Here is a 22167-nt window from a genome sequence, read left to right on the forward strand (position 1 = left end):
AGTCGAAGACACAACGAGCACGAGCTTGGGAAAACAGGCTCGCTCCAGGAGCACGAGCCACCCGGAACGGGTGTTGATCGGCCCCTGGTCATCTTGCGGACCGCGACGATGAGGAGCGAACCATGGCCACACGTCACGTGCACGACGACGCCCCTGATACCGAACAGGATTTTCTCCGGCTCGCGAACACACCCGAGGGGCGCGAACGGGACGCCCTGATCGAGCAACTGGTGGAGGCCTGGCTGCCCATGGCACACCGCCTGGCCGGCCGGTACCGCAACAAGGGCGAGAGCCCCGACGACCTGAACCAGGTCGCGGCTCTGGGCCTCGTGAAGGCCGTCGAACGCTATGAGCCCGGGCGCGGGGCCTTCGAGGCGTACGCGGTTCCCACGATCACCGGCGAGCTGCGCCGCCACTTCCGTGACCACACCTGGGACGTGCGCGTCCCGCGGCGCGTCCAGGACCTGCGCAACAAGGTCCGAGTCGCGCGCCGAGCCCTGCTCGACGAGCCCGATCACCAGCACGAACCCGATCTGGAGGAGATCGCGGCCCGCGCCGGGCTGACCCTGGACGAGGTCCGCGACGGTATGGAGGCGCTGGAGAGCTACAGCAGCCTGTCCCTGGACGCCGAGCTCGGCTCGTCCCCGGACGGAGGGGAGGGAATCAGTCTCGCCGACACGCTCGGCCAGGAGGAGCCCCACTACGACCTGGTCGCCGACCGGGAAGCCGCCAAGGAAGGCCTGCGGACACTCCCGGAACGTGAACGCTCCATCCTCTACATGCGCTTCTTCGAGGACATGACCCAGTCCCACATCGCCCAGGAGATCGGCGTCTCCCAGATGCACGTCTCCCGCCTCATCAGCCGCAGCTGCGCCCAGGTGAGGGAGTACGCGACACACGGTGTCCCCGAGACTCAACAGGCCGCCTGACGGTTCAGGCCCTCGCCGTACCCCGACACGGGCCGGCGGGGGCCTGCCCGCCGGTTCGCTTCGGTGAGCCTGGGTACGCGGCGGATCCGGGACACCGAGAGGGAACGTGACATATGCGCACTGTCGGGGTGGAAGAGGAACTGCTGCTCGTCGACCGTGACAGCGGAGAGCCGCGCTCGATGTCGAGCGCGGTCATGGCGGTGGCCGCCCGCAGCGGCGACGAGGACTTCGAGGCTGAACTGCACCGCGAACAGCTGGAGTTCGCCACCCGTCCGCACGAGGCGATGTCGGATCTCGCCGAGGACATCGCCCAGTGGCGCAGGGCCGCCACCGATCACGCGGAGCGGCTGGGCTGCGCGGCCGCCGCTCTCGCCACGTCCCCGCTCCCGGTGAGCCCCACCGTGGGTGCCGGTGCACGCCACCAGTGGCTGGCGCGGGAGTTCGGCCTGACCACGCAGGAGCAGCTCACCTGCGGCTGCCACGTCCATGTGGCCATCGAGTCGGACGAAGAGGGCGTCGCCGTGCTGAACCGGATCCGCCCCTGGCTGTCCGTGCTCGTCGCGCTGAGCGCCAACTCGCCGTTCTGGCAGGGCAAGGACTCCGGGTACAGCAGCTATCGAAGCCAGGTGTGGGGGCGGTGGCCGTCGGCGGGGCCGGTGGAGCTCTTCGAGGACGCCGCCGCGTACCACCGCCAGGTCGAGGCCATGGTCGCCACCGGCGTCGTACGGGACAAGGGCATGGTCTACTTCGACGCCCGGCTGTCGGCCGCCCACCCGACCGTCGAGGTGCGCGTCGCCGATGTGTGTCTCGAGCCGTCGACGACCGTTCTGCTCGCCATGCTGGTACGTGGTCTGGTCGAGACGGCGGCGCGCGAGTGGCGCTCCGGCGGGCCCGCTGCCGACCACGCCGTGGCGCTGCTGCGCCTCGCGGCCTGGCGCGCGAGCCGCTCGGGCCTCGACGATCAGCTCGTGAGCCCCCGGCTGATGCAGCCGGTTCCGGCCCGGGCCGCGGTGGACTCGCTCCTGGAACACGTGCGGCCGGCGCTGGAGGACGCCGGTGACTTCGAGGAGGCCCGCGCGCTGGTGTCCCGGCTGCTGCGCGACGGCAACGGCACCTACCGGCAGCGCGAGGCCTTCCGGCGTACGGAGAGCCTGCGGGAGGTGGTCGCGGAGTGTGTGCGCAGGACCCACAGCGGCGTGTGAGGCACCCCTGCCTCCGCATAGAGACACCCACCTCCGCGAAGGCGACGCTGAAGTCACACCGAAGTCAGGTCTGCCGCGAGTGCACCGGGTCGTTCTCCAGCTCCTGTGGGCATGTGCGGTGGGCGCCGCGGGCGAGCCGGTCACGTCGCCAGTCGAACGTGGCGAGCACCAGCGACGCCGCCATCCCGATCAGGGCGGTTCCCAGTGCGATGGCCAGAGCGCCCCGGTAGTCCTCGCCCTCACCGAGCACCAGGTAGAACAGGCCGGGCAGGGCCGCCGTCCCGACCGCCGCGCCGAGCCGCTGCCCGGTCTGCAGGGCGCCGCCCGCCGCGCCCGCCATCCGCACCGGCACGTCACGCAGCGTCATCGTGATGTTCGGTGAGACCACGAAGCCGCTGCCCACCCCGCCGACGAAGAGCACCGGCGCGGCCACCCAGGGCGCGATGTCCAGCGGGGCGAGGCGCAGCAGCAGGGCGGTGCCGCCGAGGCCGACGATCACGCCGGTCAGGCCGCAGACCGTGAGCAGGCGCCCGAACCGGTCCACGAGGCGCCCCGCGACCACCGCCGCGCTCGCGGATCCCAGGGCGAAGGGGGTCACGGCGAGCCCGGAGCGCAGCGGCGAGAAGCCGAGCCCGTGCTGGTAGAAGAGCGCGAACACCAGCCATACGCCGCTGAATCCGATGAAGTAGAGGGTGCCGACACCGGCGCCGACGGCATAGCCGCGCACGGTGGTGAACAGCCGCGGGTCGAGCAGCGGCTGAACGTCGCGGGCCACGAGGCGGCGCTGCCACGCCGTGAACGCGATCAGCAGCGCGGCGCCGAGCGGGAACATCCACCACAGCCGGGCGAGGCCACCCGAGTCCGCCTGCACCAACGGGTACATCAGGGCGAGTACGCCGAGTCCGAGGAGCACGACGCCGGGAACGTCCACATGGCCGCGGCCGGAGCGGCTCACGCGCGGCAGGAGACGGAGGCCGAGCAGGACGGCCACGAGGCCGATGGGCACATTCACGTAGAAGATCCAGCGCCAGCCGTCCGGTCCTGAGGCGAGGCCGAGGATCGCGCCGCCGGCCAGGGGGCCGATGGCCGAGGAGATGCCGACGGTCGCGCCGAAGAGGCCGAAGGCGCGTCCGCGTTCGGCGCCGCGGAACAGCTGCTGGATGAACGCCGAATTCTGCGGGGCCATGAACCCGGCGGCCAGGCCCTGTGCGAGCCGCGCCACCACCAGCAGCCCGACGCTGGGGGCGGCCCCGCAGGCGGCGCTGCAGAACACGAAGCCGCCGAGCGCGAGCAGGAAGATGCGGCGCCGGTCCAGGGCGTCGCCGAGGCGGCCGGCGGTCACCAGGGCGAGGGCGAAGGCAAGTGCGTAACCGGAGACCACCCACTGCACCTGTGCCGGTGAGGCGCCGAGGTCGCGCTGGATGGTGGGCAGTGCCACCGCCACGATCGTCACGTCGAGCAGGCTCATGAATCCGGCCACCAACGTGACCCACAGGGCCCGCCACCGATGCGGGTCCGGTGTGTACCCGGCCTCCTGACCGCCCACCCGACCACCCTGGCCGTCGCCACCCGAAGGCGCCTTCGTCATACCGGGCTCCTTTCGTTCGTGGCGTACATCGGCTCACACGTCCGACTAGACCGGTTGACCTCCTTCGCTCACGGCAAACCCATCCGTGGCAGACGCCGGCCGACCGATCACGGAGAACCCGCCACGGTTCATCCGCCGACACCGGGGCACTCCTACGTGTCGGCGCGTACCCATGGCCGAGATGTACGGCGCGTCACGGCATGCGTCGAGTGGCCGATCGAGGCACGGCGTCGCAAGGTGAAGGGACGGACCGGTCTTGAACTCTGTGATCCCCAGTGTGGTGAGCACCGCATGACGACACAGCCCAGGACGGCACACATGGCACTGCCACCCCGTCGACACCGCCTGCTGGCGCCTCGGGGCGTGTACAGGCCCGGCGCGGACACCGCGCTGCTGCTCCAGTCCCTCGACGACGAACCTCTCGACCGGGGCACCGCAGTGCTGGACCTGGGTACCGGTTCGGGTGCGCTGGCCCTCGCCGCGGCGCGGCACGGGGCGCGGGTGACCGCGGTCGACATCTCGTGGCGTGCGGTGTGGACGACGCGGCTCAACGCTCTTCTGAACGGTGCCGCCGTCACCGTCCGGCACGGCGATCTCGGGGCGGTACCGGGTCTCGGCACGTTCGACCTTGTCCTAAGTAATCCGCCCTATGTGCCGTCCCCGGAGTCGCTGCCGTCGCACGGCGCCGCGGTGGCGTGGGAGGGCGGACCCTCCGGTCGTACGGTCGTCGACCGGGTCTGTGATGGCGCGGCTCGGGCGCTGCGCCCCGGCGGCACGCTGCTGCTGGTCCACTCCGCACTGTGCGACGAGGAAGAGACCCTGGAACGCCTGGACGGGCTCGGCATGAAACCGGCGGTGATCGACCGGGCCTTCGTGCCGTTCGGCCCGGTGATGCGTGCGCGCCGTGGCTGGCTCTGTGCCCAGGGCCTGCTCGACAGGGAAGCGACGACGGAAGAGCTGGTGGTCATCCGTGCCGAACTCCTCTGAGCGCCCGTGCTCCCCTGAGCGCCCGCGCCGCATCAGGGTCGACCGCGAGGGCCCCCTGCTCGTGGAGGGGCCCGTCGAGGTGACCGACGCCGACGGGGTGGTGCACGAGTCCGACCGCTTCCAGGTCGCGATCTGCACCTGCCGACGCAGCCGTACGTTCCCCTGGTGCGACACCAGCCACCGCCGCCGCAAAGCCGCCCCACAGCCGGACCGTGCCGAAGGAGAGGAGACATGACCGCTGCACACCTGAAGTCCCCGCCACGTCCGCCCGCATCGCGCACACACCGGCCCGAACTCCCCGCTCCGCGCGGCGAGTTGTCCCGCCAGGTGATCACCGCGCTGCGCGACGGCACCCCTCCCGACGATCCCGCGCACCAGCACACCATCACGCGCGCCGAGCCGTACGGCGACGACCTCCAACTCGCCCTGTACACGCTCTACGAGCTCCACTACCAAGGATTTCAGGGCGTCGATCCCGAACTGGAGTGGGAGCCGGGCCTGTTGGCGCTGCGACGCCGGCTCGAACGCCGCTTCCTCGACGCGCTGCGCTCCGACGCCGCACCGAAGGCGGGCGCCGCCCGGATGCTGGCCGAGCTACAGGTCGAGCCCGTCGGCCACCAGGACGACAGCGTGAGCCACTACCTCGAACGCGACGGCCACACAGGGCAGTTCAGGGAGTACGCCGCCCTGCGCTCGCTCTACCACCTCAAGGAGGCCGACCCGCACGCCTGGGTCATCCCCCGCCTGCACGGCCGGGCCAAGGCCGCGATGGTGGCCGTCGAGTACGACGAGTTCGGGGCGGGCCGCGCCGAGGACATCCACGCCGACCTGTTCGCCGACCTGATGACGGACCTCCACCTGGAGACCGCCTACGGCCACTACCTCGACTTCGCGCCGGCGGCCGCCCTCGCCACCGTGAACGTCATGTCCCTGTTCGGGCTGCACCGCAGTCTGCGCGGCGCGCTGGTGGGCCACTTCGCGACGGTCGAGATCACTTCGTCGCCGGGCTCGCGACGCCTCGCGGCAGCCCTGCGGCGGCTGGGCGCGGGCCCGGCGGCCCAGCGGTTCTACGACGAGCACGTGGAGGCCGACGCGGTGCACGAACAGGTGGTGCGCCACGAGGTCGTCGAAGGCCTGCTGGAAGCCGAGCCCTCCCTCGACGGCGACATCGCCTTCGGCGTGTGCGCCACCAGCTTTCTCGAAGACCGCCTGGGCGAAAGGCTGTTGGCCCGTTGGCGCCAGGGCAGGAGCGCGCTGCTGCAACCCCTGCCGGACGCACGGCGGACCTCCTGAGGTCCAGGGCACCTGGCCCGTTTCAGCGGCTGTCGGTCATCCCGCCGGTCACCGCGATGGTCTCGCCGATCGTGTAGCTGGAATCGGGTTCCGAGGCGAGGTAGACGTACGCCGGGGCGAGTTCCTCCGGTTGGGCCGCGCGGCCCATGGGATCCGCGGCCGCCAGGTTCTCCTTCAGGTAGTCGTCGGGAAAACGCTGGCCTGCGAGATTGAGGACGGTCCAGGTCGGGCCGGGTGCCACCACGTTGGCCCGGACTCCGCGCTTGGCCAGGTGCGAGGAGATCGACTTCGTGAAGGTGATCTGCGCGGCCTTCGACGCCGCGTAGTCCATCATCATGTCGCTGCCCTTGAGGCCCTCCTCCGACGCCGTCGCGATGATCGCGTCACCGCGCTCCAGGTGGGGCAGGGAGGCCTGGACGAGGTGGAAGTAGGCGTAGACGTTCGTCTTGAAGGCCAGGTCGAAGTCCTCGAAGTTCAGGTCCTCGAGCGAGTTCTGGCTGTTGAGACGGGCCGCGTTGCTCACCAAGACGTTGAGGTCGCCCAGGCCCTGCACCGTCGTGTCCACCGCGTGCCGGCAGAAGTCCGGATCACACAGGTCACCCGGGATCAGCAGACACCGGCGCCCCTCCCCCTCGACCGCCTTGCGGGTCTGCTCCGCGTCCTCCTGCTCCTCCGGCAGGTACACGATCGACACGTCGGCGCCCTCACGCGCGTACAGCACGGCCACCGCCCTGCCGATGCCGGAGTCACCACCCGTGATCAGCGCGACCTTGTCCCGCAGCTTGCCCGAGCCGTGGTACCGCGGCGCCATGTAGCGGGGCGGCGTCGACATCCTCGACTCCAGGCCGGGCCGCGGCTGTCGCTCGAACCGGTACGGCGGCGCCGGCTCCCCGGCCTCGTCCGGACGGGCGGAAGGAACGTCACGCGCGTCAGTCATCAGACAGACCTCCAGCTCACAGGCATCAGTGGTTGTCCGTCGCGTAACCAGGCTTCAGCCGGTGAAACGGAGCCGGGCGTGAGGAAGCGCGGCACCTCCAAGGGTCGGGCGGAGGAGATTGCGGCACGCACCGCATGGTGATCGGCCCGTTCCACGGCTACTGGTCCTCTTCCCCGGGCGGCAGCTGCTCGTCGGGCACCACATGCTCGGCGGCCTCCTCGGCCGCGGCCGCACCGCCGTCCACACCCTGGTCGAAGGCGATCGCCTCCTTCGTCGTATCCGGGTGGGAGCCCTCGTCCGGTGCGACCAGTCGCCCGGCGCGGTCCGTACCCGTCTCGGGATCGAGGGTCTCGCCGGATCCGTCGGGCAGGTCGCCGATCCCGTCGCCCGGGATCTCGTCCGCCTCGGGGGTCTCCTGGCGCAGCCGCTCGTCCAGGGTCTCGCCCTCGTGCTGTTCCGCCGCCGTGACGCCTGGCTTGGTGACACCGAGCGGCTTCTCCGGCGGGGAGTACCCCTCGTCGAGCATCTCGTCGTAGTCCCGTTCGTCCACCGCGTCCTGGAGATCCAGGGGCGCGGCGTCCTCCTGTTCCTCGTTGCTGCCCGTGGGCTGGTAGGCGTCGTCCGCCATGCTCTGGTCGCTCATGATCGCCTCGTGTTCGTTCTCTCCGGCCTCTCCAGCGCTGGGACCGCGGGCCACGCCGTTCGGGTCGGCCGAACGACGTGGCCCGCGGCGGACCGACGACCCTGTCGTCAGCTGGTCAAGCGCGCCCCCAGGAGCCGCTTGCCGAGCTCCGCTCCCTTTTGACTGTCCGCTTGCGCCTTGCGGAACAGCTCGGCGACTTCGGTGTCCTTCTCGCGCTCCGCGTCCTGGACATAGGTCTCCAGGCGCAGCGCGTTGGAGAGACACGCCTCCACGTACCAGACCAGGTTGTAGTCCTTGTCCTGAGTGCCGGTGACGTGACCGGTCTCGGCGGAATGGGTCATCCCCTGCTCCTCTCGCCTTTCCACGCGCACCGTGTCGTGCGCGGGCACCACGCCGGATGGCTGTCGCGCTCCGCCAATCGACGTGGACCGGGCGGGTAACCACGCGGGCGCACGCCATGCTTCGGCACGGCCGGGTCAGGTACAGGGGGACGGCGCGTCGGTGTCGTCCGTCTCGTTGTCCGTGTAGCGAGACCTGGCCCACAGGGGCAGCAAGAACCAGCACAGCACGTACCAGAAGAGGATCCCCCCGACGAGGGCCGGTACGAGCGCGTCGTGCATCGCGACCCGCAGGATGAGCAGAAGCGCCGAGGTCAGCGTGCACAGGAGCAGGACGAGGCCGGCCATGGTGAGCCGGGAGGCCCAGCGGACCGCCTGCGGTTTGATCCGCTGTCCGCTGACCAGCCGGTGGAACGCGACGGGCCCGATGAGCGCGCCCGTCGAGGCCGACCCGAGCAGGACCGTGATGACGTAGATCGTGCGGTCGGTGTCGGACAGGTCCGGGAAGCGCGGGGTGAAGACCACGGTGAGCAGGAACCCGAAGAGGATCTGCACACCCGTGAGGGCCACCCGCATCTCCTGTACCAGGTCCATCCACTGCCGGTCCGCCCGCTGCTCGACGGACTCGCCGCGCCCATCGTGAGGATTCGGCCCCTCCATGCTTCTCCCTTGGCTCATGCGTCTCTTGGTTCCTGCGTAGATTCGCATCATCCGCGGGACGAGTGAGGTCGGCGCGGCCGGGAATCGCGCAGCGTCGTACAGCCGAGTCCGCCTGCTTTGCGCCACCGATGAGCTGCCCGTTACGGCCGCCGGGCACGGGGCACTCGCCGCACATGTCATTCACTCGGAGAACGCACCGCTCGGGCTGGGGATCGGCCGCGACCTTCGGCGCCGGCGCCGCGGCCGGACTGACGGCTGCTCTCGGCCTTCTGTCCGGCCGCAAAGCGGCGACGATCAGCAAGATCGGCAAGGGGCATCCGCTCAAGCACCGCGCGCTGGACCTGGCGGCCGGCGCGATGCAGCCGAAGTACCCGATCGACGCGATGAGCACGTACCTCAACGGTTTCCACATGTATGCCGACGACATGGGCCGTCAGGTGGAAGCCACCCACTTCTGCATTCACCTCGAGCACGACCTGCACCAGTGCGTGATCTTCGACCGCAACGCGCCCGACGCACGCCTGATCGGCATCGAGTACATCATCAGCGAGGAGCGCTTCCGCGCTCTGCCCGAGGACGAGAAGCGGTTGTGGCACAGCCACCATTACGAGGTGAAGTCCGGCATCCTCACCGCCCCCGGCATCCCCGACATGGCGGAACACGCGTACTTCGAGGACCTCGTGACCACCTATGGCAAGACCTTCCACACGTGGCAGTACGACCGCGACGACTTCCCGTACGGGATCCCGCAGCTGATGATGGGCTTCACCGAGGACGGGCAGGCCACGCAGGAGCTGATCCGGGCCAGGGACGAGCGGCTCGGCATCTCGACAGCCCACAAGCAGCGGAACCGGGCGGACATCCCCATGCCGGAAGTGGCGCCGGGCGCCAACGCATGGGAAAGCGGCCGCACCGTACAGACCCGCGTCGAAGAGATCGACTTCAAGCGATAGCCGGGCAGCCGCGGAATGCACGCCGCCCGTTCCGGGTACTCGCAGACACCCCCCACACATAACGACTCCACTGACGTCGAGCCCACCTATGGAGACCGCTTCATGCCGCAACTCGTACATGACGTGATGACCCCGCGCGTGACCGCTGTCGCACCCGACACTCCCGTCGCGGAGACCGCGCAGTTGATGCGGGAGCACGACATCGGCAACGTGCTGGTCTGCGACGGCAACCGGCTGCTCGGCCTCGTCACCGACCGGGACATCACCTTGCGCGTCATCGCCGACGGCGCCGACCCGCGGATCGTCGATGTCGGCACGGTGTGTACCCCGGACCCCGTATACGTCGGCCCGGAGGAAGAGACGGAGCACGCCGCGGCCCTCATGCGTCGGCACGCGGTGCGCCGGCTGCCGGTCGTCAGCGCCGGCCGGGCGATCGGCATGGTCAGCATCGGCGACCTCACCGAGCACCACGACACCGGCGCGACCCTCGCCGACATCAGCAGGTCCGAACCGAGCCCCGACCAGGGCACCGTGGCTCCCTGAGGCATCTTCGCCCGGCGCGTCCGCGTTCACCGTGATGCAGAGTGGTGACCTCTCTGTCCGCCTTGCTCAGGCTGCTCGCCGCGGAACTACCGCGCCACGTATACCGTGTTGGTGGAAGTACCGCCTTGCAGGGGATTGGGAAACTCCACGACGTGGCTCCGCACGCTCGAGAAGACCTCCTCGGCCTCGGCTTCGAACTCGCGGTCCGGCGGGTCGTTCGACCAGAGGGCGAACACACCGTCCGGGACAAGCAGTTGGGCAAGCGCGCGCAGCCCGTCAGGCCGATAGAGGGCCGCGTTCCGGGGATGCAGCACGTGCCGGGGAGAATGGTCCACGTCGAGCAAGATGGCGTGGAAGCGGCGGTCCGGTTCACTCGGGTCCAGGCCAGCGCCCTCGGCGACCATCGCGAAGAAGTCGCCCTGGACCAGCCGACACCGGTGGTCCGACACAAGACGACTGCCCAGTGGCACGTACCCGCGCTGGTGCCACTCGATCACCTCTCCCAGCGCCTCGATCACCGTCACCGAACGCACCCGCGGATCGTCGAGTGCGGCCCCAGCCGTGTATCCGAGGCCGAGACCGCCCACGGCGACGTCCAGCTCCGTGTCCGCAAGGACACCGAGGCCGAGCCGGGCAAGCTCGATCTCGGCCGCGGTGAAGAGGCTCGACATCAGGAACTCCTCCCCCAGCTTCACCTCGTACACGTCCTCACCGGAGACCGGGTCCCGTCTGCGGCGCAGGCTGATGTCCCCCAGGGGCGTGGGACGCCAGTCGATCTCCTGAAAACGAGTACTCATACGCGGCCTCCGCCGAGTCGAACCGGGAAACGCGACCATCTTCGCGCACGGAGAGGCGCACGCTCGCCAGGCTCGGCACCACTCGACGACGACCGCTGGCCCGCCTGGCGTACCTCGCCGCCACCCACGCCTTCGCGCGCCCTGCGCACGCCACCGATGAGTGAGTGGTCAGGGCGCCGCAGAGGCGAGGTAGGTACGCGTGCGGGCGACCTCTACCTGACCTGCCGTGAATTCGAGAAGTGACCCGGGTCCGCGCGCGGAGAATTGCAGCCCTCCGTGGTCACCAGCGGCCATCAGTACGGTCTTCTGCGCCGGCGCAGCCCATCCCGAAACGCGCAGTTCCGAAATCGAGCTGAACCGCAGGTGGAACTCGAAGGCGTTGAAGTCCCTTGCTTGCCATTCAGGGAAGGGGCGTACGGGGAGGTATGAGGTGTCGAAGCCCAGCGTGACAGAGTTCTCGCGCTCGTCGATGTGTACGTAGAAAAGGTCGCAGCAACTCAGCTCGGGCAGCAAGTCGTACAGGTCCGTCATGGTGTGCGGATCAGTAAGGAGTTGAGCCCATCTGTCACCGTTCATAGAAGGTCCTTTCATGGGTTCCTGGCAGCGTCGAGAAGAGACGCGCGTCGACCTTGCCCAGGAAGTGATGGGGACCCTCGTCGGACGCGTCGGGCGTGGCCCGGAAGGCGCTGATGTGACGGATGACCACGGACTCGTGGCTACGGAACCGGAGCGAGACACCGGGCCCGTTGACGGACACGCTAAGCATCCGTGGCTGCCCCGTGGGCACCGCAGCGAGTTGTGCCATCGTCGGTGGACTCCAGGCCTGCAGGTCAAGGTGCTCGACTGCCGCAAAGTGAATTTGGCACTGCACCACATCGCACTCGTTCGCCGCCCAGTCCTCGGGCGGGTGCGCAGGGAAGTCTGGAAGGTCGACACGGAGAGCGAGAGAGGGGCCTCGCACGTCGAGGTTGATCGAACGAAGCCGGAATTTGCCCAGACTGGGAAATTCACCGTAGAGACGTTGGAGTGGTTCAGGGTTTGCTGGAATCACTCGTCCACTACCTCCTCGAGGTGGCCGAGCAGTTCCTCGGCAACCGCGTCGCGCTGTGCACCCACTGGGATCCAGTAGTCGCTCATGTCGCCGCTCTCGACTCCCTCTTCACTGTTGAAGCGCATGCGCGCTCCCTCGGGCAGCAAGGCTTGGAACCATTCGATGAACGCTGCGGCCTCGCCGACGGTGCACGGTCCGATGTTCAGGCTTTGTGCTGCGTCCATGAATTGGCCCTCGACCGGAACGTCCCCCATGTGCACGGCGAACACCAGTGAGTGGCCGTCAAATGCGAGCTGCTCGGTCATGTCCTGCGGCGCCGCCAGAGGTGCCGTCATGGCCTGGGCGGTCAGCCTTCGCAGTCCGGCTTCGAACTGTTCGGCGTTGAGGCCCCAGGGTTTGCCCTCGGGCGCTGCAACGTAGAACGTCGTCGTGAGCTTTTCCAGCTCGTCCCTGTTCATGTACTCGTTTCCGACTCTCTGTCGACCTGCCCTGCACCGCACGGCCGCCCCCGGCGTCACCTGCGTCGCCGTGCCGGTCAGCAGCGACGCGGGTTCGACTTCACCGTTCGAGCATCTCGAGTACCTACTCAGGCGGATGAACAAGATCGCTGCCACGACGATCGGGGGCTTGCTGCCCAGTATCGAGCCAGGCCTCGGAAGGGCCCGTCTCACAGTTTGCCCGTGACGACTCCCCGCCAGGCCCACCCCGCTCCCAGCACAATCTTCTGCAGGGGATCCTTCAAGTCGGAAGTGTCAAAACTGAACGTCTCCGTCGCCTCGAGACCACCGTCCGCGCCCCTGCCCAGCGTCCAGCGCTTCGACGTCGTCTGCACCTGACCGCGCTGACTCTCCGCCGAGATCGCCAGCGTGGGGACACCGCCGGCCCACACAACCTCGTACTGCTGGTCGAGGGAACGTACTTCACTCTTCTCCGGAACCAACCGCATGCGCACCTGAAAGACTCGGCTCACCTCGGTGCGCACGAAGAAGGTCTGCCAGGCCGGGTCCGTGATGCGCCACTCAGCGACCAGGTCCGCACCCTCATCACGACCGTTCCGGATGACATACGGGACGTCGGGACGGTTCAGACCGAGCAGAGCCTCGTGCACCTCGGTGGCGGATCGTGGAGCCACTCCCTCGGCGGGGCGCTTGGTTCCGGTCAGTTTGTCGAAGAGTCCCATGACGCCAACCTTGGAGGCATCGGATTGGCGGTGCAAGATCAGCTGCTGCCTGTTTACCAAGTGGCAGTGGAGTACGGACGAACGGTGCGCAGAAAGTCCCGGAAGTCGTCAAGATCGGCTGGGTGTTGTGACGCTGTAGCCGTCAACACCTGGCAGACCACCGCCCGCTTGTGCGGGTCGTCCAGTGTCTGTGTAAAACCTGGCACCTCCGCGGAACCCAGCGCATGGCCTCTGGTGACCACGTCGGTGCCTGCGCTCGCCGCGCACGACACTACTCGTCTCTCGACGCCGGACACCGAATCGATCACTCAGGACCTTGTGGAGACGACGAACCGGCAGGTCTTCCCGGTAGCGGTCGACCTCACCATCCCCCAATGGGTGCCAGCACACACCGACTTGAGGTGGGGCAACGCGCTCGCGGTCCCCGCCCTCGCGGAGCGCGTCCGGCGTGAGCGGCGGCCGGACCTGGAGAGCAGGTCCGGCCGCCTGATGGCACTGTTCTTCTGCGCGAAGGTCACGGGGCCGCACGCTCATGAGGCCGACCCGCGATTGGAGCCGGCGCGGAAGCATGCCGCGCAGCTCATCGGCGAGCTTCAGTCCACCTGACGGCCGCCTGGCAGCAGGGGCCGGTACGGGGGCAGTTCAGTGCCCGGGAACCACCATGTGGGCCCGTTCCTGGGGGCGCTCCACGGCCAGGTAGTGCTCTTCTGCCTTACGCCAGCGGGACTCCCAGTCGATCGGGCCGTGGTCGTGGCCGCGTTCGCGAAGCCGGCGGAGGGATTCCTCGCGCGGGGTGTCGACGTAGACCACCAGGTCGTAGTACGGGGCGAGTTCGGGTCGGGCGGTGTACACACCCTCGACGACGACTGTTCCGGAGCGGGAGACTGCGTGGATCTCGTCCGGCGCCAGGGCCCCGGTCCCCCAGTCGTAGCGCCGATAGCCGGCATCGCGACCGCCGGCGAGCGGGGACAGTACCTCTGCGCGCAGTCGCTGCCAGTCGAAGTAGCGGTGGTAGCCCTGCACAGGATCCAGCCGAGCACGCTCCTCCCCGTCCATCGGGCGGTAGAAATCGTCTCCGTGCACGACCACGGCGCCACGCAACTCGACAAGGGCCGCCGCCAGGGTTGATTTGCCGGATCCGCCCATGCCGTCGAGCGCGACCAAGGCGAACCCGTCGCGACTTCGGGCATCGATTGCAGCGGCGACCTGCTCGGCGCCGGTCGAGATCGTTGTCATGACGGCATTCTGTTCGGCGCGGCCTCTCCGAGAAAAGCAGGGCAGGCCCCCCGCGTGAGCAGCAGAGCTGACCTCAGCCCGCCGCGAGGTCGTTGTTCTTCGTCTCTCCGACGGCGAGCAGGCAGCAGATGCTGATCGCCGCGAGGGCCGCGAGGAAGACGCACGCCGAGGTGATCGACCCGGATGAACCGGACAGTGAGGCGAGGATCATCGGGGTGAAGCCGCCGCCGAGCAGGGTGGCCAGCTGGAAGCCCAGTGAGGCGCCCGTGTAGCGGCTGCCGGTGCCGAACTGTTCCGAGATGAACGCCGCCATCGGGCCGAAGACGGCGTTCTGGAAGAGGTTGAAGAGGAGGAAGGCCAGCATCGCGCCCACGAAGCCGCCCCAGGCGAGGAGTTGGAACATGGGGTAGATGAGCGCGATCGCGGCGAGGTAGCCGAAGAGCATGACGGGGCGGCGGCCGACGCGGTCGGACAGCCGTGCGTAGGCGAGGACGCCGAAGATGGCGCAGAAGTTTCCGACGGCGAAGCCGAGCAGGACCTGGGAGCGGGGCGTGCCCTGGTCGACCGCGTAGGTCACGCCGAAGGCGGTGATGGCCGATTGCAGGGCGAAGCTCGTCAGACACGCGAACGCGGTCAGCAGGACGACCTTGGGCTTCTTCAGGACCGCCAGGAGCGGCGGGGCGGTGTCGCGTTTCTCGCCCGCTTCTTCGACGGCGGCCTGGAACAGGGGGCTTTCCGAGACGCGGGACCGTACGAACAGGCCGATGCCCAGCATCACGGCCGACAGCAGGAACGGCACCCGCCAGCCCCACGCCAGGAATTGATCCTCGGGCAGGGTCGAGAACGCCATGAGTATCAGGGTGCCAAGCACGCCGCCGCTGGGTGCGCCGGCGTTGGTGAACGCCGCCATGAGGCCGCGCTTCTTGGGCTCGGCGTGTTCCAGCGCCATCAGCGTGGCGCCACCCCACTCACCGCCCACCGCGATGCCCTGCATGACCCGGAGCGTGACGAGGATGACCGCGCCCCACGAACCGATCGCCGACGCGGGCGGTATCAGCCCGATGAGGAAGGAGGCGACACCCATCACCGTCATCGAGAGCACGAGCATCGACTTGCGCCCAATGCGGTCGCCGAAGTGTCCGAACACCACGCCGCCGAGCGGGCGGGCCACGTAGCCGGCCGCGAAGGTGCCGAGGGAGGCGATCGTCGCGACGGACGGGGAGAGGTCGGAGAAGAACACCGGGCCGAAGACGAGCGCGGCGGCCATGCCGTACAGGAGGAAGTCGTAGTACTCCAGGACGCTGCCGAGATAGCTCGACAGGACCACCCGGCGCACTTCTTTCGCGGATACGGTCGCGGGCAGGCGGCCCGCCGTGTCGATGGCGGTCATCGTGTTCCTTCGTTCGGACGGAGCGGGACGGGCGGGGCGGTTGCATGGCAGGGAAGGGCTCGTCGGCGGAGCGACGAACCCTTCCCCTTGTCGTGGACCAGCGGGCCCGAGTTACCGGGTGAACTCCACGACCGCGCCGCCGGCCCCGCACAGCGGGCCGTATCCGTGCACTTCGGCGCTGCTGTAGGTGTCTCCCAGTGCGCCGAGGACGAAGGCGAGGTGCTTCATGCCCATGTCGGCGCGGGCGACGGTCGCGTACTCGGGCACGTACTGCTCCAGCGCGCCCGTGTCGGCCTTCGTGATCAGGTCGAGCAGGCGGCGGTTCGCCTGGTCCTCCTCGGGCGAGGCGATGTGGTCCTCGTCGAAGTCGACGCCGTGGCGGTGGAGCGAGCCCGACAGGCCGCCGATGCCGACGACCGACACGGAGCGTCCGTGCCGGTCCGCGGCCTCGATGGCGGCGGCGCCGAGCCGCTTCGTGGTCTCCCAGTCGTGGTACAGGTTGTTCGTGGTGACCACCGCCGGGACCGAGGCCTCGGCGTTGAGGGTCTGGGAGAGCACGATGGTGCCGGCGTCGATGGGGAACTCGTCGTAGTCGCAGCCCCGGGAGCGGACGCCGAAGGCCTGCGTGGAGGCGAGCGCGGTCTCGGCCACCGGCACGTCGACGTCGAGCTCCCAGTCGATGTGGCCGAACTCGTGCCACGTGTGGTCGACGAACCGGCCCGTCATGTGGGGCCGGGTCAGCCACATCTGGTCCACGACGGCCATCCAGCCGGCCGAGTAGACGATCAGGGTGTCCGGTGCGTGCTGCTCCAGAGAGCGGCGGGCCTTTTGCAGGCCCTCGACGATGGGCCGCAGGCCGGCGGCCTCCGGCTGGAGCAGCGGGAGGGGGCTGCCGGGGATGAGATAGGCGGACTTGATGTCGACGCTCATGACCGTGCCGCTCCTGTGAGTGCGGTGGAGGCGTTCTCCACGTCCCATTCCATGATCGCGTTGCCGGTGCCGATGACGGTTCCGTAGCCGTGGAACTCGGCGGGGATCTGCGGGTACCCGAGAGCCGCGAGCATCCAGGTGAAGCCCCCGGACTTGACCTCGGCGGCGGCCTCCTCGATGAACTGCGGCAGCAGGGCGACGGCTTCCTTGGTCTCGCCGCGCCGCAGGAGGTCGATCATCCTCATGTCCCAGCGGTATCCCTCATCGGTCTTGGGATACTCGCGGCTCATGTCCTCCGGCAGCTCGGGCTCCTCACTGAAGTGGAAGTGCGAGAGCGTGTTGGAGGCGAGCACCACCGCGCGGCGACCGGTGCGTTCGATCGCCTTGGCGGTCGCCCTGCCCAGGAGGTCCATCTCCTCCAGGCCTTCCTCCGTCTTGAGGTAGTACGGCGAGTTGTTGGCGCTGAACCCGACGACGGGGATGTCCCACTGAGGACGCATCATGTGCAGCGTGGTGATGGTCCCGTAGTCCACCCGGAAGTCCGGGTTGGTCATCAGCTTCGAGGTGAGGCCGATGGACCGCGCCTCCTCGTAACAGGCCTCGGCCAGCTCCACGTCGACGTTCAGGTCGAAGTGGTAGCGGAACAGGTGCGGGAAGATCGGGTCGACGGACTTGCCCTTGAGGTTGGGCACACCGAGGACGTGGTGGCCGACCTGGGTCTCCCAGTGCGGCGAGTGCACGAGGAGCACGTCGGGGCGGTGTGCCTCCAGCGTGGCGCGGGCCCGGTCGTAGGCCCAACGCAGCTGCTCCCAGCCGCCCGTGGAGCGCGGCTCGTTCTGCGGTGGGTTCTCACCGTAGACCTGGTGCGGCGGATGCGGGGCGAGGTACCCCGCGACAATCTTTCCTGGTGACATGGTGTTGCCTTCCACTTCGCTGCGCCGAGGGGCGCTCATCGGTTGGCGGCGCCCGGCAGGTGGGCGACCGCCTGCATTTCCAGGAGCAGGTGGGGGTGCGGGAGTTGGTGCACCGCGACCGTGGTGCGCGTGGGTCCCGACTCGTCGAAGAGCTCCGCGTAGACCTCGTTGTAGCCGCCGAAGTCGTTCATCGAGACGAGGTAGGTCGTCACCTGCACCAGGTCGTGCAGGTCGCCGCCGAACTCGGCGAGGATCTTCCGGATCGTCTCGACGACGGCACGCGTCTGGACGCGGATGTCGAGCGATGTCGTGCCGAACCCGTCGGCGTCGGCGCCCTCGATGGTGTTGTCCGGGCGACGTGAGCTGGTGCCCGAGATGTAGACGAAGTCTCCGGCCGTCTTGACATGGGGGAAGCGGCCGCGCGGGACGGCGAGCGTCTCCACCACACGTGCTGAACTCACTTGGTACCTCGCACAGTTACTCGTCCGAGTCCGGCCACGTCGCACTGCGTGACCCCCTCGGTGAACGGGACGGCCGCGGTCGCCGCGCCCGCCAGGACGATGTCGCCGGCCCGCAGGGGGATGCGGTGGCGGCGGCACATGTCGAGCAGCGCGTGCAGGGCCCGGGTGGGGGCGCCGAGGATCGCCGCGGTGCTCCCCGTCGCCGTCGTCGTAGGTGTTTCGAGGCGTACCGCCCGGTTGTCGACGTCCTGGAGGGGCTGCCAGGCGCCGATGACGAAGGCCGCCGCGGACGTGTTGTCGGCGATGACGTCGGCGTAGGTGAACCGGAAGTCGCGGTAGCGGGAGTCGATGATCTCCATGGCGGGTGCGACGGCGTCGACCGCGGACTCGATGGCGGCGTCAGGACCGTCGAGGTCGACATCCGCGGCGAGACGGAAGGCGACCTCCGGCTCGACCTTCGGGTGGATGAAGGTGGACAGGTCCACCGAGTCACCGTCGGTGGACCCCATCGCGTCCGTCAGGCGCCCGACGATGACGTCGGAGACCCCCATCTGGATCATCTTGGCGCGGCTGGTGAAGCCGAGCTTCACACCGACGAACGATTCCCCGCGCTCCAACCGGCGTGCCAGCAGGCGCTCTTGGACCGCATAGGCGTCTGCCACGGCCAGCTCGACGTCGTCTTCGAGGCTGGGGGTGTCGGCGCACTTCACGGCCGCCTCGTCGAGGCGCTGCGCGAGGGCTTCGAGGGTGGTCTCCGGCAGGCTCATCGGAGCTCCTTACCTTGGTGTGCGGCGTGGCTGAGGGGCGCGCTCACGACTGGTCTCCCGTCAGGACGGCGTCGACCTCGCCGAGTCCGGACAGGCGCAGCCGCAGTGAGGTGGGTTCGCCGATGGGCACCATGGGCCCCAGCGCGCCGGTCATGACGATGTCTCCGGCGTGCAACCCGCCCTCGCGTGCGGCGAGTTCACGGGCCAGCCGGACGGCGGCCGCGACAGGGGACCCCAGGCAGGCGTGGCCCGCACCGAAGGAGACGGCTTCGCCGTCCTGCTCCAGGGTCATGCCGATCCGGGTGAGGTCGAGGTCCCGCAGTGAGTACGGGGTGGTGCCGAGGAAGACCGCGCCGAGCGAGGCATTGTCGGCGATGGTGTCGGTGATGGTCAGGTCCCAGTCGGCGATGCGTGAGTCGGCGATCTCGATGGCGGGCAGGACGAAGTCGACGGCGCGCAGCACATCCGCCGCTGTGGGCCTCGGCTGATCGAGGTCCTTGCCGAGCACGAGGGCGATCTCCCCTTCGGCCCGTGGCTGGAGGAAGCGCCGCAGGGGGACCTCCTCGGCGTGCGCATAGGTGTCCTCGTCCAGGAGGACGCCGAAGTCCGGCTGGTCGACGCCGAATTGGCGCTGCACGGTGGGCGCGGTGAGTCCGATCTTCGCGCCGACGACGCGTGCGCCGGCGGCCACTCGTCCGTTCACGACGCGGGTCTGTACGGCGTAGGCGGCGTCGATGTTGTCCGGGCCGAGGAGATCCCGTACGTGAGAGGTGGGCTTGCCGCTGCCGGCCGCCTCGGTCAGCCGCTGGGCCGCCGCGTCCAGGGCCTCGTCGGTGGGGGTCACATGTGTCGTCACAGTTGCACACACACATTCGTGGGCTCGGTGTAGAAGTGCAGGGAGTGCTCTCCGCCCTCCCGGCCGATGCCGGAGAGGCCGGCCCCGCCGAAGGGCGAACGCAGTTCGCGGGTGAACCAGGTGTTGACCCAGGAGATCCCGGTCCGCATGCGCTGCGCGACGTCGTGGCCGCGCCGCAGGTCGTTGGTCCACACGGCGGCGGCGAGGCCGTATTCGGTGTCGTTGGCGAGCATGACGGCCTCTTCGGTGGTGTCGAAGGGGATCAGTGCCGCCACGGGGCCGAAGATCTCCTCGCGGACCGCCCGGTCCTTGTTCGTCAGGCCGGTCCACAGGGTGGGTTCGATCCACGAGCCGCCGGAGAGATCACCCATCGCCGGGACGCCTCCGCCGGTCAGCACCGTCGCGCCCGCCTGCTCCGCGGATGCCATGTAGTCGAAGACCTTGGAGCGGTGGTTCTGCGAGATCAGCGGGCCGGTGGTGGTGGTCTCGGACCAGGGGTCGGCCATCCGCAGTCCCTGGGCGCGGCGGACCAGGCCGTCGGCGATCTCGTCGAAGACCCGCCGCTGCACGTACACCCGCTCCGTGCACAGGCAGACCTGGCCGGTGTTGGTGAACACCGATCGGGCGAGACCGTCCACGGCCTCGTCCACATCGACGTCGTCGAAGACGATCGCCGCGTTCTTGCCGCCGAGTTCGAAGGACACCGGGCGGACCCGCGGCGCCACGGCCCGCATGACGGAGGCCCCGGTCGCGGACGAGCCGGTGAAGGTGACACCGTCGATGCCCTCGTGCTCGGTCAGGAACTGCCCCGCCGAACCGCCACCGAAGCCGTGCACCACGTTGTAGACACCTTGCGGGGCTCCGGCCTCCCTCAGCACCTCGGCGAGCAGGGTCGCGGTGCCGGGTGTCTCCTCACTGGGCTTGACGACGACCGCGTTCCCGCAGGCGAGCGCGGGCGCGACCTTCCAGGTGAGAAGCAGCAGGGGGAGGTTCCAGGGCACGATGACCGCCACCACGCCGAGCGGCTTGCGCACGGTGTAGTTCAACGCCCTTCGGCCACCGGCCAGTTCACTGAGATACGACTCCTCGCCGGCCGCGGCCACGATGTCCGCGAAGGCCCGGAAGTTCTGCACGGCGCGGGCGACGTCGAGGGTGCGTGCCTGGGTGACGGGCTTGCCGGTGTCACGTACCTCGGCCGTGACGAAGTCCTCGAAGCGGCGCTCGATGCCGTCCGCGACCCGGCGCAGCAGGGCCACCCGCTCCTGGACCGCGGTGTCGGCCCACCCCTGGTCGAGGGCGCGACGCGCCGCGTTGACGGCACGGTCCACCAGGGGGCCGTCGGCCTCGTGAACCTGCGCGAACACCTTCCCGGTGGCGGGGTCGACGGCGTCGAAGGAGCGTCCCGGGTCGGGCTCGACGAATTCCCCGTCGACGAAGTTGCTGATCCAGGCGGCCGAGGTGTCGCCTGGCCCGTTGAGGGCCGGTTCATGCGCAGGCAAGGTCGCAGGCAAGGTGAATCCCTTTCGTTTCCGAGAATGGGCCGACGTCCCGCGGGACCGCCCATGCATTGCTCACCCTGTCGCTGCCGGGCGGTTTCGGAGCCGCGCGGCAACCAGATGAAACGGCGAAGGTCTTCTTTGAACAGCGCCTTCACCACGGGGTGAAGGCCAGTATGTGCGCAGCTTTCCGCGTCAATCCAGCCCGGAGTTCCGGCCACTGGAACTGGGGGCCTTGATTTTCCACTGCCGGCTTTCCGAACTCCGCAGCGCCGCCGCAATTCCGGTGGCGGCGACAGAGATTGCCCTGCTGTGCCGCTCGGGACGGAATCCGGGAAGTGGCCCGGTGACGCTGACCGCGGCTATCGGAGCATTTCCTTGATCGAGCACGGGGGCGGCTACGCAGGCGATGCCCTGGGCCGATTCCTCGTACTCGTAGGCGACACCGGCGGCGGCAGCCGTCGCCAGCTGCTGCCGCAGCACGTGGGCCGAGACGATGGTGCGGCCGGTCCTCGGCTTCAGACCTTCCCGCAGGACACGGACCAGGAGTTCGTCGGGCGCGTGGGCCAGCAGCGCCTTTCCGACGGCGGTGCAGTGCAGGGGCATGCGGCCGCCCACGCGTGAGGGCGTGACGGCCTGGCGGTGACCGCCGATCTTGGCGATGTACACCACTTCCGTGCGATCGATGATGCCGAGGTGCACGGTCTGGTGGGTGCGCTCGTACACGTCCTCCATGAACGGCGTGGCCACTTCGAGCAGATTCCGCTCGTTGAAAGCCCTCATGCCGAGCTGGAAGAGATCACGGCCGAGCCGATATCCGCGTTCCGGTGTCCGTTCGACGAGATTCACCGCGACGAGATCGGTGAGAGTTCTGTGCAGCGTCGCCCGGGGAAATCCGGTGCGTTCCATCAGTTCACTGAAGGAAACCGCCTGGTCCTCGGCGGTGAAGCTGAAGAGAACCAGGACTGCTTTGTCCAGAACTTTGGTGCGGTCGTAGGTGTCATTGCGCATGGAGC

At 69.0% G+C, this 22167-nt stretch carries 27 protein-coding genes and 1 pseudogene; 8 read left to right on the forward strand and 20 right to left on the reverse strand.

Annotation, left to right across the window (positions count from 1 at the left end):
• The first annotated feature begins 122 nt into the window (after positions 1-122).
• Both ACYSUO_RS32380 and ACYSUO_RS32385 read left to right on the forward strand, forming a co-directional pair.
• Positions 123-929, forward strand: coding sequence for a SigB/SigF/SigG family RNA polymerase sigma factor (locus tag ACYSUO_RS32380; RefSeq protein WP_461779771.1), 807 nt, complete (start codon positions 123-125; stop codon positions 927-929).
• Between the two features lie 113 nt (positions 930-1042).
• The gene (locus ACYSUO_RS32385) at positions 1043-2131 is read left to right on the forward strand and encodes a glutamate--cysteine ligase 2 (RefSeq protein WP_461779772.1); all 1089 of its coding nucleotides are present in this window, start codon (positions 1043-1045) and stop codon (positions 2129-2131) included.
• A gap of 64 nt (positions 2132-2195) precedes the next feature.
• On the opposite strand, the gene ACYSUO_RS32390 is transcribed toward ACYSUO_RS32385, so the two are convergent.
• A complete protein-coding gene (locus ACYSUO_RS32390) occupies positions 2196-3719 on the reverse strand; it encodes an MFS transporter (RefSeq protein ID WP_461779773.1) in 1524 nt (507 codons plus the stop codon).
• A 318-nt stretch (positions 3720-4037) separates the two neighbouring features.
• Between ACYSUO_RS32390 and ACYSUO_RS32395 the strand changes: the two genes are divergently transcribed.
• Genes ACYSUO_RS32395 through ACYSUO_RS32405 form a run of 3 tightly spaced genes read left to right on the forward strand, consistent with a single transcriptional unit; the run spans position 4038 to position 5999 of the window.
• Entirely contained in the window at positions 4038-4706 is a 669-nt protein-coding gene (locus ACYSUO_RS32395) for a HemK2/MTQ2 family protein methyltransferase (protein ID WP_461779774.1), read from the forward strand.
• Entirely contained in the window at positions 4690-4941 is a 252-nt protein-coding gene (locus tag ACYSUO_RS32400; protein WP_461779775.1) for a CDGSH iron-sulfur domain-containing protein, read from the forward strand. The genes ACYSUO_RS32395 and ACYSUO_RS32400 overlap by 17 nt, the downstream gene beginning before the upstream one ends.
• Positions 4938-5999: an iron-containing redox enzyme family protein gene (locus ACYSUO_RS32405; RefSeq protein WP_461779776.1), complete on the forward strand. Its 1062-nt coding sequence runs from the start codon at positions 4938-4940 to the stop codon at positions 5997-5999. The genes ACYSUO_RS32400 and ACYSUO_RS32405 overlap by 4 nt, the downstream gene beginning before the upstream one ends.
• Positions 6000-6021: 22 nt before the next feature.
• On the opposite strand, the gene ACYSUO_RS32410 is transcribed toward ACYSUO_RS32405, so the two are convergent.
• The 4 genes from ACYSUO_RS32410 to ACYSUO_RS32425 all read right to left on the reverse strand — a co-directional run bounded on the left by ACYSUO_RS32410 (position 6022) and on the right by ACYSUO_RS32425 (position 8577).
• Positions 6022-6936 (reverse strand): SDR family oxidoreductase, encoded by a 915-nt coding sequence (locus ACYSUO_RS32410; RefSeq protein WP_461779777.1) that lies wholly within the window; start codon positions 6934-6936, stop codon positions 6022-6024.
• A 157-nt stretch (positions 6937-7093) separates the two neighbouring features.
• The gene (locus ACYSUO_RS32415) at positions 7094-7579 is read right to left on the reverse strand and encodes a DUF5709 domain-containing protein (RefSeq protein WP_461779778.1); all 486 of its coding nucleotides are present in this window, start codon (positions 7577-7579) and stop codon (positions 7094-7096) included.
• Between the two features lie 107 nt (positions 7580-7686).
• On the reverse strand, positions 7687-7920 hold the full coding sequence (locus ACYSUO_RS32420; protein ID WP_461779779.1) for a hypothetical protein: 234 nt from the start codon (positions 7918-7920) through the stop codon (positions 7687-7689).
• A 135-nt stretch (positions 7921-8055) separates the two neighbouring features.
• Positions 8056-8577, reverse strand: a complete 522-nt coding sequence (locus ACYSUO_RS32425) for a DUF6328 family protein (RefSeq protein ID WP_461779780.1) — start codon at positions 8575-8577, stop codon at positions 8056-8058.
• 173 nt (positions 8578-8750) lie between these two features.
• Here ACYSUO_RS32425 and ACYSUO_RS32430 point away from each other — a divergent pair, with 173 nt between their 5' ends.
• On the forward strand, positions 8751-9530 hold the full coding sequence (locus tag ACYSUO_RS32430) for an OBAP family protein (protein ID WP_461779781.1): 780 nt from the start codon (positions 8751-8753) through the stop codon (positions 9528-9530).
• Positions 9531-9632: 102 nt separating this feature from the next.
• Positions 9633-10073 carry a CBS domain-containing protein gene (locus ACYSUO_RS32435; protein ID WP_461779782.1) on the forward strand — a complete coding sequence of 147 codons (441 nt, stop codon included), beginning with the start codon at positions 9633-9635 and terminating at the stop codon, positions 10071-10073.
• 86 nt (positions 10074-10159) lie between these two features.
• On the opposite strand, the gene ACYSUO_RS32440 is transcribed toward ACYSUO_RS32435, so the two are convergent.
• From ACYSUO_RS32440 to ACYSUO_RS32465, 6 genes and pseudogenes are all read right to left on the reverse strand, one after another.
• Positions 10160-10870 carry a polyamine aminopropyltransferase gene (locus ACYSUO_RS32440; protein ID WP_461779783.1) on the reverse strand — a complete coding sequence of 237 codons (711 nt, stop codon included), beginning with the start codon at positions 10868-10870 and terminating at the stop codon, positions 10160-10162.
• A 168-nt stretch (positions 10871-11038) separates the two neighbouring features.
• Positions 11039-11446 carry an Imm50 family immunity protein gene (locus ACYSUO_RS32445; RefSeq protein WP_461779784.1) on the reverse strand — a complete coding sequence of 136 codons (408 nt, stop codon included), beginning with the start codon at positions 11444-11446 and terminating at the stop codon, positions 11039-11041.
• Positions 11436-11627, reverse strand: coding sequence for a hypothetical protein (locus ACYSUO_RS32450; protein ID WP_461779830.1), 192 nt, complete (start codon positions 11625-11627; stop codon positions 11436-11438). The genes ACYSUO_RS32445 and ACYSUO_RS32450 overlap by 11 nt, the downstream gene beginning before the upstream one ends.
• A gap of 60 nt (positions 11628-11687) precedes the next feature.
• Positions 11688-11921: pseudogene (locus ACYSUO_RS32455) on the reverse strand (Imm50 family immunity protein); the annotation flags it as partial.
• Positions 11918-12379, reverse strand: coding sequence for a hypothetical protein (locus ACYSUO_RS32460; RefSeq protein WP_461779785.1), 462 nt, complete (start codon positions 12377-12379; stop codon positions 11918-11920). The pseudogene ACYSUO_RS32455 and the gene ACYSUO_RS32460, both read right to left, overlap by 4 nt.
• Positions 12380-12588: 209 nt before the next feature.
• Positions 12589-13101 carry a hypothetical protein gene (locus tag ACYSUO_RS32465; protein ID WP_461779828.1) on the reverse strand — a complete coding sequence of 171 codons (513 nt, stop codon included), beginning with the start codon at positions 13099-13101 and terminating at the stop codon, positions 12589-12591.
• 234 nt (positions 13102-13335) lie between these two features.
• On the opposite strand from ACYSUO_RS32465, the gene ACYSUO_RS32470 reads away from it, so the two are divergent.
• Positions 13336-13707, forward strand: coding sequence for a hypothetical protein (locus ACYSUO_RS32470; RefSeq protein ID WP_461779786.1), 372 nt, complete (start codon positions 13336-13338; stop codon positions 13705-13707).
• 36 nt (positions 13708-13743) lie between these two features.
• Here the strand turns inward: ACYSUO_RS32470 and ACYSUO_RS32475 are convergent, their stop codons facing one another.
• From ACYSUO_RS32475 to ACYSUO_RS32515, 9 genes are all read right to left on the reverse strand, one after another.
• Complete coding sequence (locus ACYSUO_RS32475) at positions 13744-14337, reverse strand: uridine kinase family protein (protein WP_461779787.1); 594 nt, start codon at positions 14335-14337, stop codon at positions 13744-13746.
• Positions 14338-14410: 73 nt separating this feature from the next.
• On the reverse strand, positions 14411-15727 hold the full coding sequence (locus ACYSUO_RS32480; RefSeq protein ID WP_461779788.1) for an MFS transporter: 1317 nt from the start codon (positions 15725-15727) through the stop codon (positions 14411-14413).
• Between the two features lie 111 nt (positions 15728-15838).
• Positions 15839-16657, reverse strand: a complete 819-nt coding sequence (locus tag ACYSUO_RS32485) for a DODA-type extradiol aromatic ring-opening family dioxygenase (RefSeq protein WP_461779789.1) — start codon at positions 16655-16657, stop codon at positions 15839-15841.
• A complete protein-coding gene (locus tag ACYSUO_RS32490; protein WP_461779790.1) occupies positions 16654-17571 on the reverse strand; it encodes a DODA-type extradiol aromatic ring-opening family dioxygenase in 918 nt (305 codons plus the stop codon). Before ACYSUO_RS32490 ends, ACYSUO_RS32485 begins: the two co-directional genes overlap by 4 nt.
• Before the next feature lie 35 nt (positions 17572-17606).
• Positions 17607-18032 (reverse strand): RidA family protein, encoded by a 426-nt coding sequence (locus tag ACYSUO_RS32495; protein WP_461779791.1) that lies wholly within the window; start codon positions 18030-18032, stop codon positions 17607-17609.
• Positions 18029-18799, reverse strand: coding sequence for a 2-keto-4-pentenoate hydratase (locus tag ACYSUO_RS32500; protein WP_461779792.1), 771 nt, complete (start codon positions 18797-18799; stop codon positions 18029-18031). The genes ACYSUO_RS32495 and ACYSUO_RS32500 overlap by 4 nt, the downstream gene beginning before the upstream one ends.
• Positions 18800-18842: 43 nt before the next feature.
• Entirely contained in the window at positions 18843-19655 is an 813-nt protein-coding gene (locus tag ACYSUO_RS32505) for a 2-keto-4-pentenoate hydratase (RefSeq protein ID WP_461779793.1), read from the reverse strand.
• Positions 19652-21154, reverse strand: a complete 1503-nt coding sequence (locus ACYSUO_RS32510; RefSeq protein WP_461779794.1) for a 2-hydroxymuconic semialdehyde dehydrogenase — start codon at positions 21152-21154, stop codon at positions 19652-19654. The genes ACYSUO_RS32505 and ACYSUO_RS32510 overlap by 4 nt, the downstream gene beginning before the upstream one ends.
• A 192-nt stretch (positions 21155-21346) precedes the next feature.
• Positions 21347-22162, reverse strand: coding sequence for an IclR family transcriptional regulator (locus tag ACYSUO_RS32515; RefSeq protein ID WP_461779795.1), 816 nt, complete (start codon positions 22160-22162; stop codon positions 21347-21349).
• Between the last annotated feature and the right edge of the window lie 5 nt (positions 22163-22167).

Source organism: Streptomyces sp. UC4497, from assembly GCF_054871485.1.

Bases quoted from the DNA above. Each gene is read 5' to 3' on its own strand.
- ACYSUO_RS32380 (WP_461779771.1), top strand. From the start codon at position 123: ATGGCCACACGTCACGTGCACGACGACGCCCCTGATACCGAACAGGAT.
- ACYSUO_RS32385 (WP_461779772.1), top strand. From the start codon at position 1,043: ATGCGCACTGTCGGGGTGGAAGAGGAACTGCTGCTCGTCGACCGTGAC.
- ACYSUO_RS32390 (WP_461779773.1), bottom strand. From the start codon at position 3,719: ATGACGAAGGCGCCTTCGGGTGGCGACGGCCAGGGTGGTCGGGTGGGC.
- ACYSUO_RS32395 (WP_461779774.1), top strand. From the start codon at position 4,038: ATGGCACTGCCACCCCGTCGACACCGCCTGCTGGCGCCTCGGGGCGTG.
- ACYSUO_RS32405 (WP_461779776.1), top strand. From the start codon at position 4,938: ATGACCGCTGCACACCTGAAGTCCCCGCCACGTCCGCCCGCATCGCGC.
- ACYSUO_RS32410 (WP_461779777.1), bottom strand. From the start codon at position 6,936: ATGACTGACGCGCGTGACGTTCCTTCCGCCCGTCCGGACGAGGCCGGG.
- ACYSUO_RS32415 (WP_461779778.1), bottom strand. From the start codon at position 7,579: ATGAGCGACCAGAGCATGGCGGACGACGCCTACCAGCCCACGGGCAGC.
- ACYSUO_RS32420 (WP_461779779.1), bottom strand. From the start codon at position 7,920: ATGACCCATTCCGCCGAGACCGGTCACGTCACCGGCACTCAGGACAAG.
- ACYSUO_RS32425 (WP_461779780.1), bottom strand. From the start codon at position 8,577: ATGGAGGGGCCGAATCCTCACGATGGGCGCGGCGAGTCCGTCGAGCAG.
- ACYSUO_RS32430 (WP_461779781.1), top strand. From the start codon at position 8,751: ATGTCATTCACTCGGAGAACGCACCGCTCGGGCTGGGGATCGGCCGCG.
- ACYSUO_RS32435 (WP_461779782.1), top strand. From the start codon at position 9,633: ATGCCGCAACTCGTACATGACGTGATGACCCCGCGCGTGACCGCTGTC.
- ACYSUO_RS32440 (WP_461779783.1), bottom strand. From the start codon at position 10,870: ATGAGTACTCGTTTTCAGGAGATCGACTGGCGTCCCACGCCCCTGGGG.
- ACYSUO_RS32445 (WP_461779784.1), bottom strand. From the start codon at position 11,446: ATGAACGGTGACAGATGGGCTCAACTCCTTACTGATCCGCACACCATG.
- ACYSUO_RS32460 (WP_461779785.1), bottom strand. From the start codon at position 12,379: ATGAACAGGGACGAGCTGGAAAAGCTCACGACGACGTTCTACGTTGCA.
- ACYSUO_RS32465 (WP_461779828.1), bottom strand. From the start codon at position 13,101: ATGGGACTCTTCGACAAACTGACCGGAACCAAGCGCCCCGCCGAGGGA.
- ACYSUO_RS32475 (WP_461779787.1), bottom strand. From the start codon at position 14,337: ATGACAACGATCTCGACCGGCGCCGAGCAGGTCGCCGCTGCAATCGAT.
- ACYSUO_RS32480 (WP_461779788.1), bottom strand. From the start codon at position 15,727: ATGACCGCCATCGACACGGCGGGCCGCCTGCCCGCGACCGTATCCGCG.
- ACYSUO_RS32485 (WP_461779789.1), bottom strand. From the start codon at position 16,657: ATGAGCGTCGACATCAAGTCCGCCTATCTCATCCCCGGCAGCCCCCTC.
- ACYSUO_RS32490 (WP_461779790.1), bottom strand. From the start codon at position 17,571: ATGTCACCAGGAAAGATTGTCGCGGGGTACCTCGCCCCGCATCCGCCG.
- ACYSUO_RS32500 (WP_461779792.1), bottom strand. From the start codon at position 18,799: ATGAGCCTGCCGGAGACCACCCTCGAAGCCCTCGCGCAGCGCCTCGAC.
- ACYSUO_RS32515 (WP_461779795.1), bottom strand. From the start codon at position 22,162: ATGCGCAATGACACCTACGACCGCACCAAAGTTCTGGACAAAGCAGTC.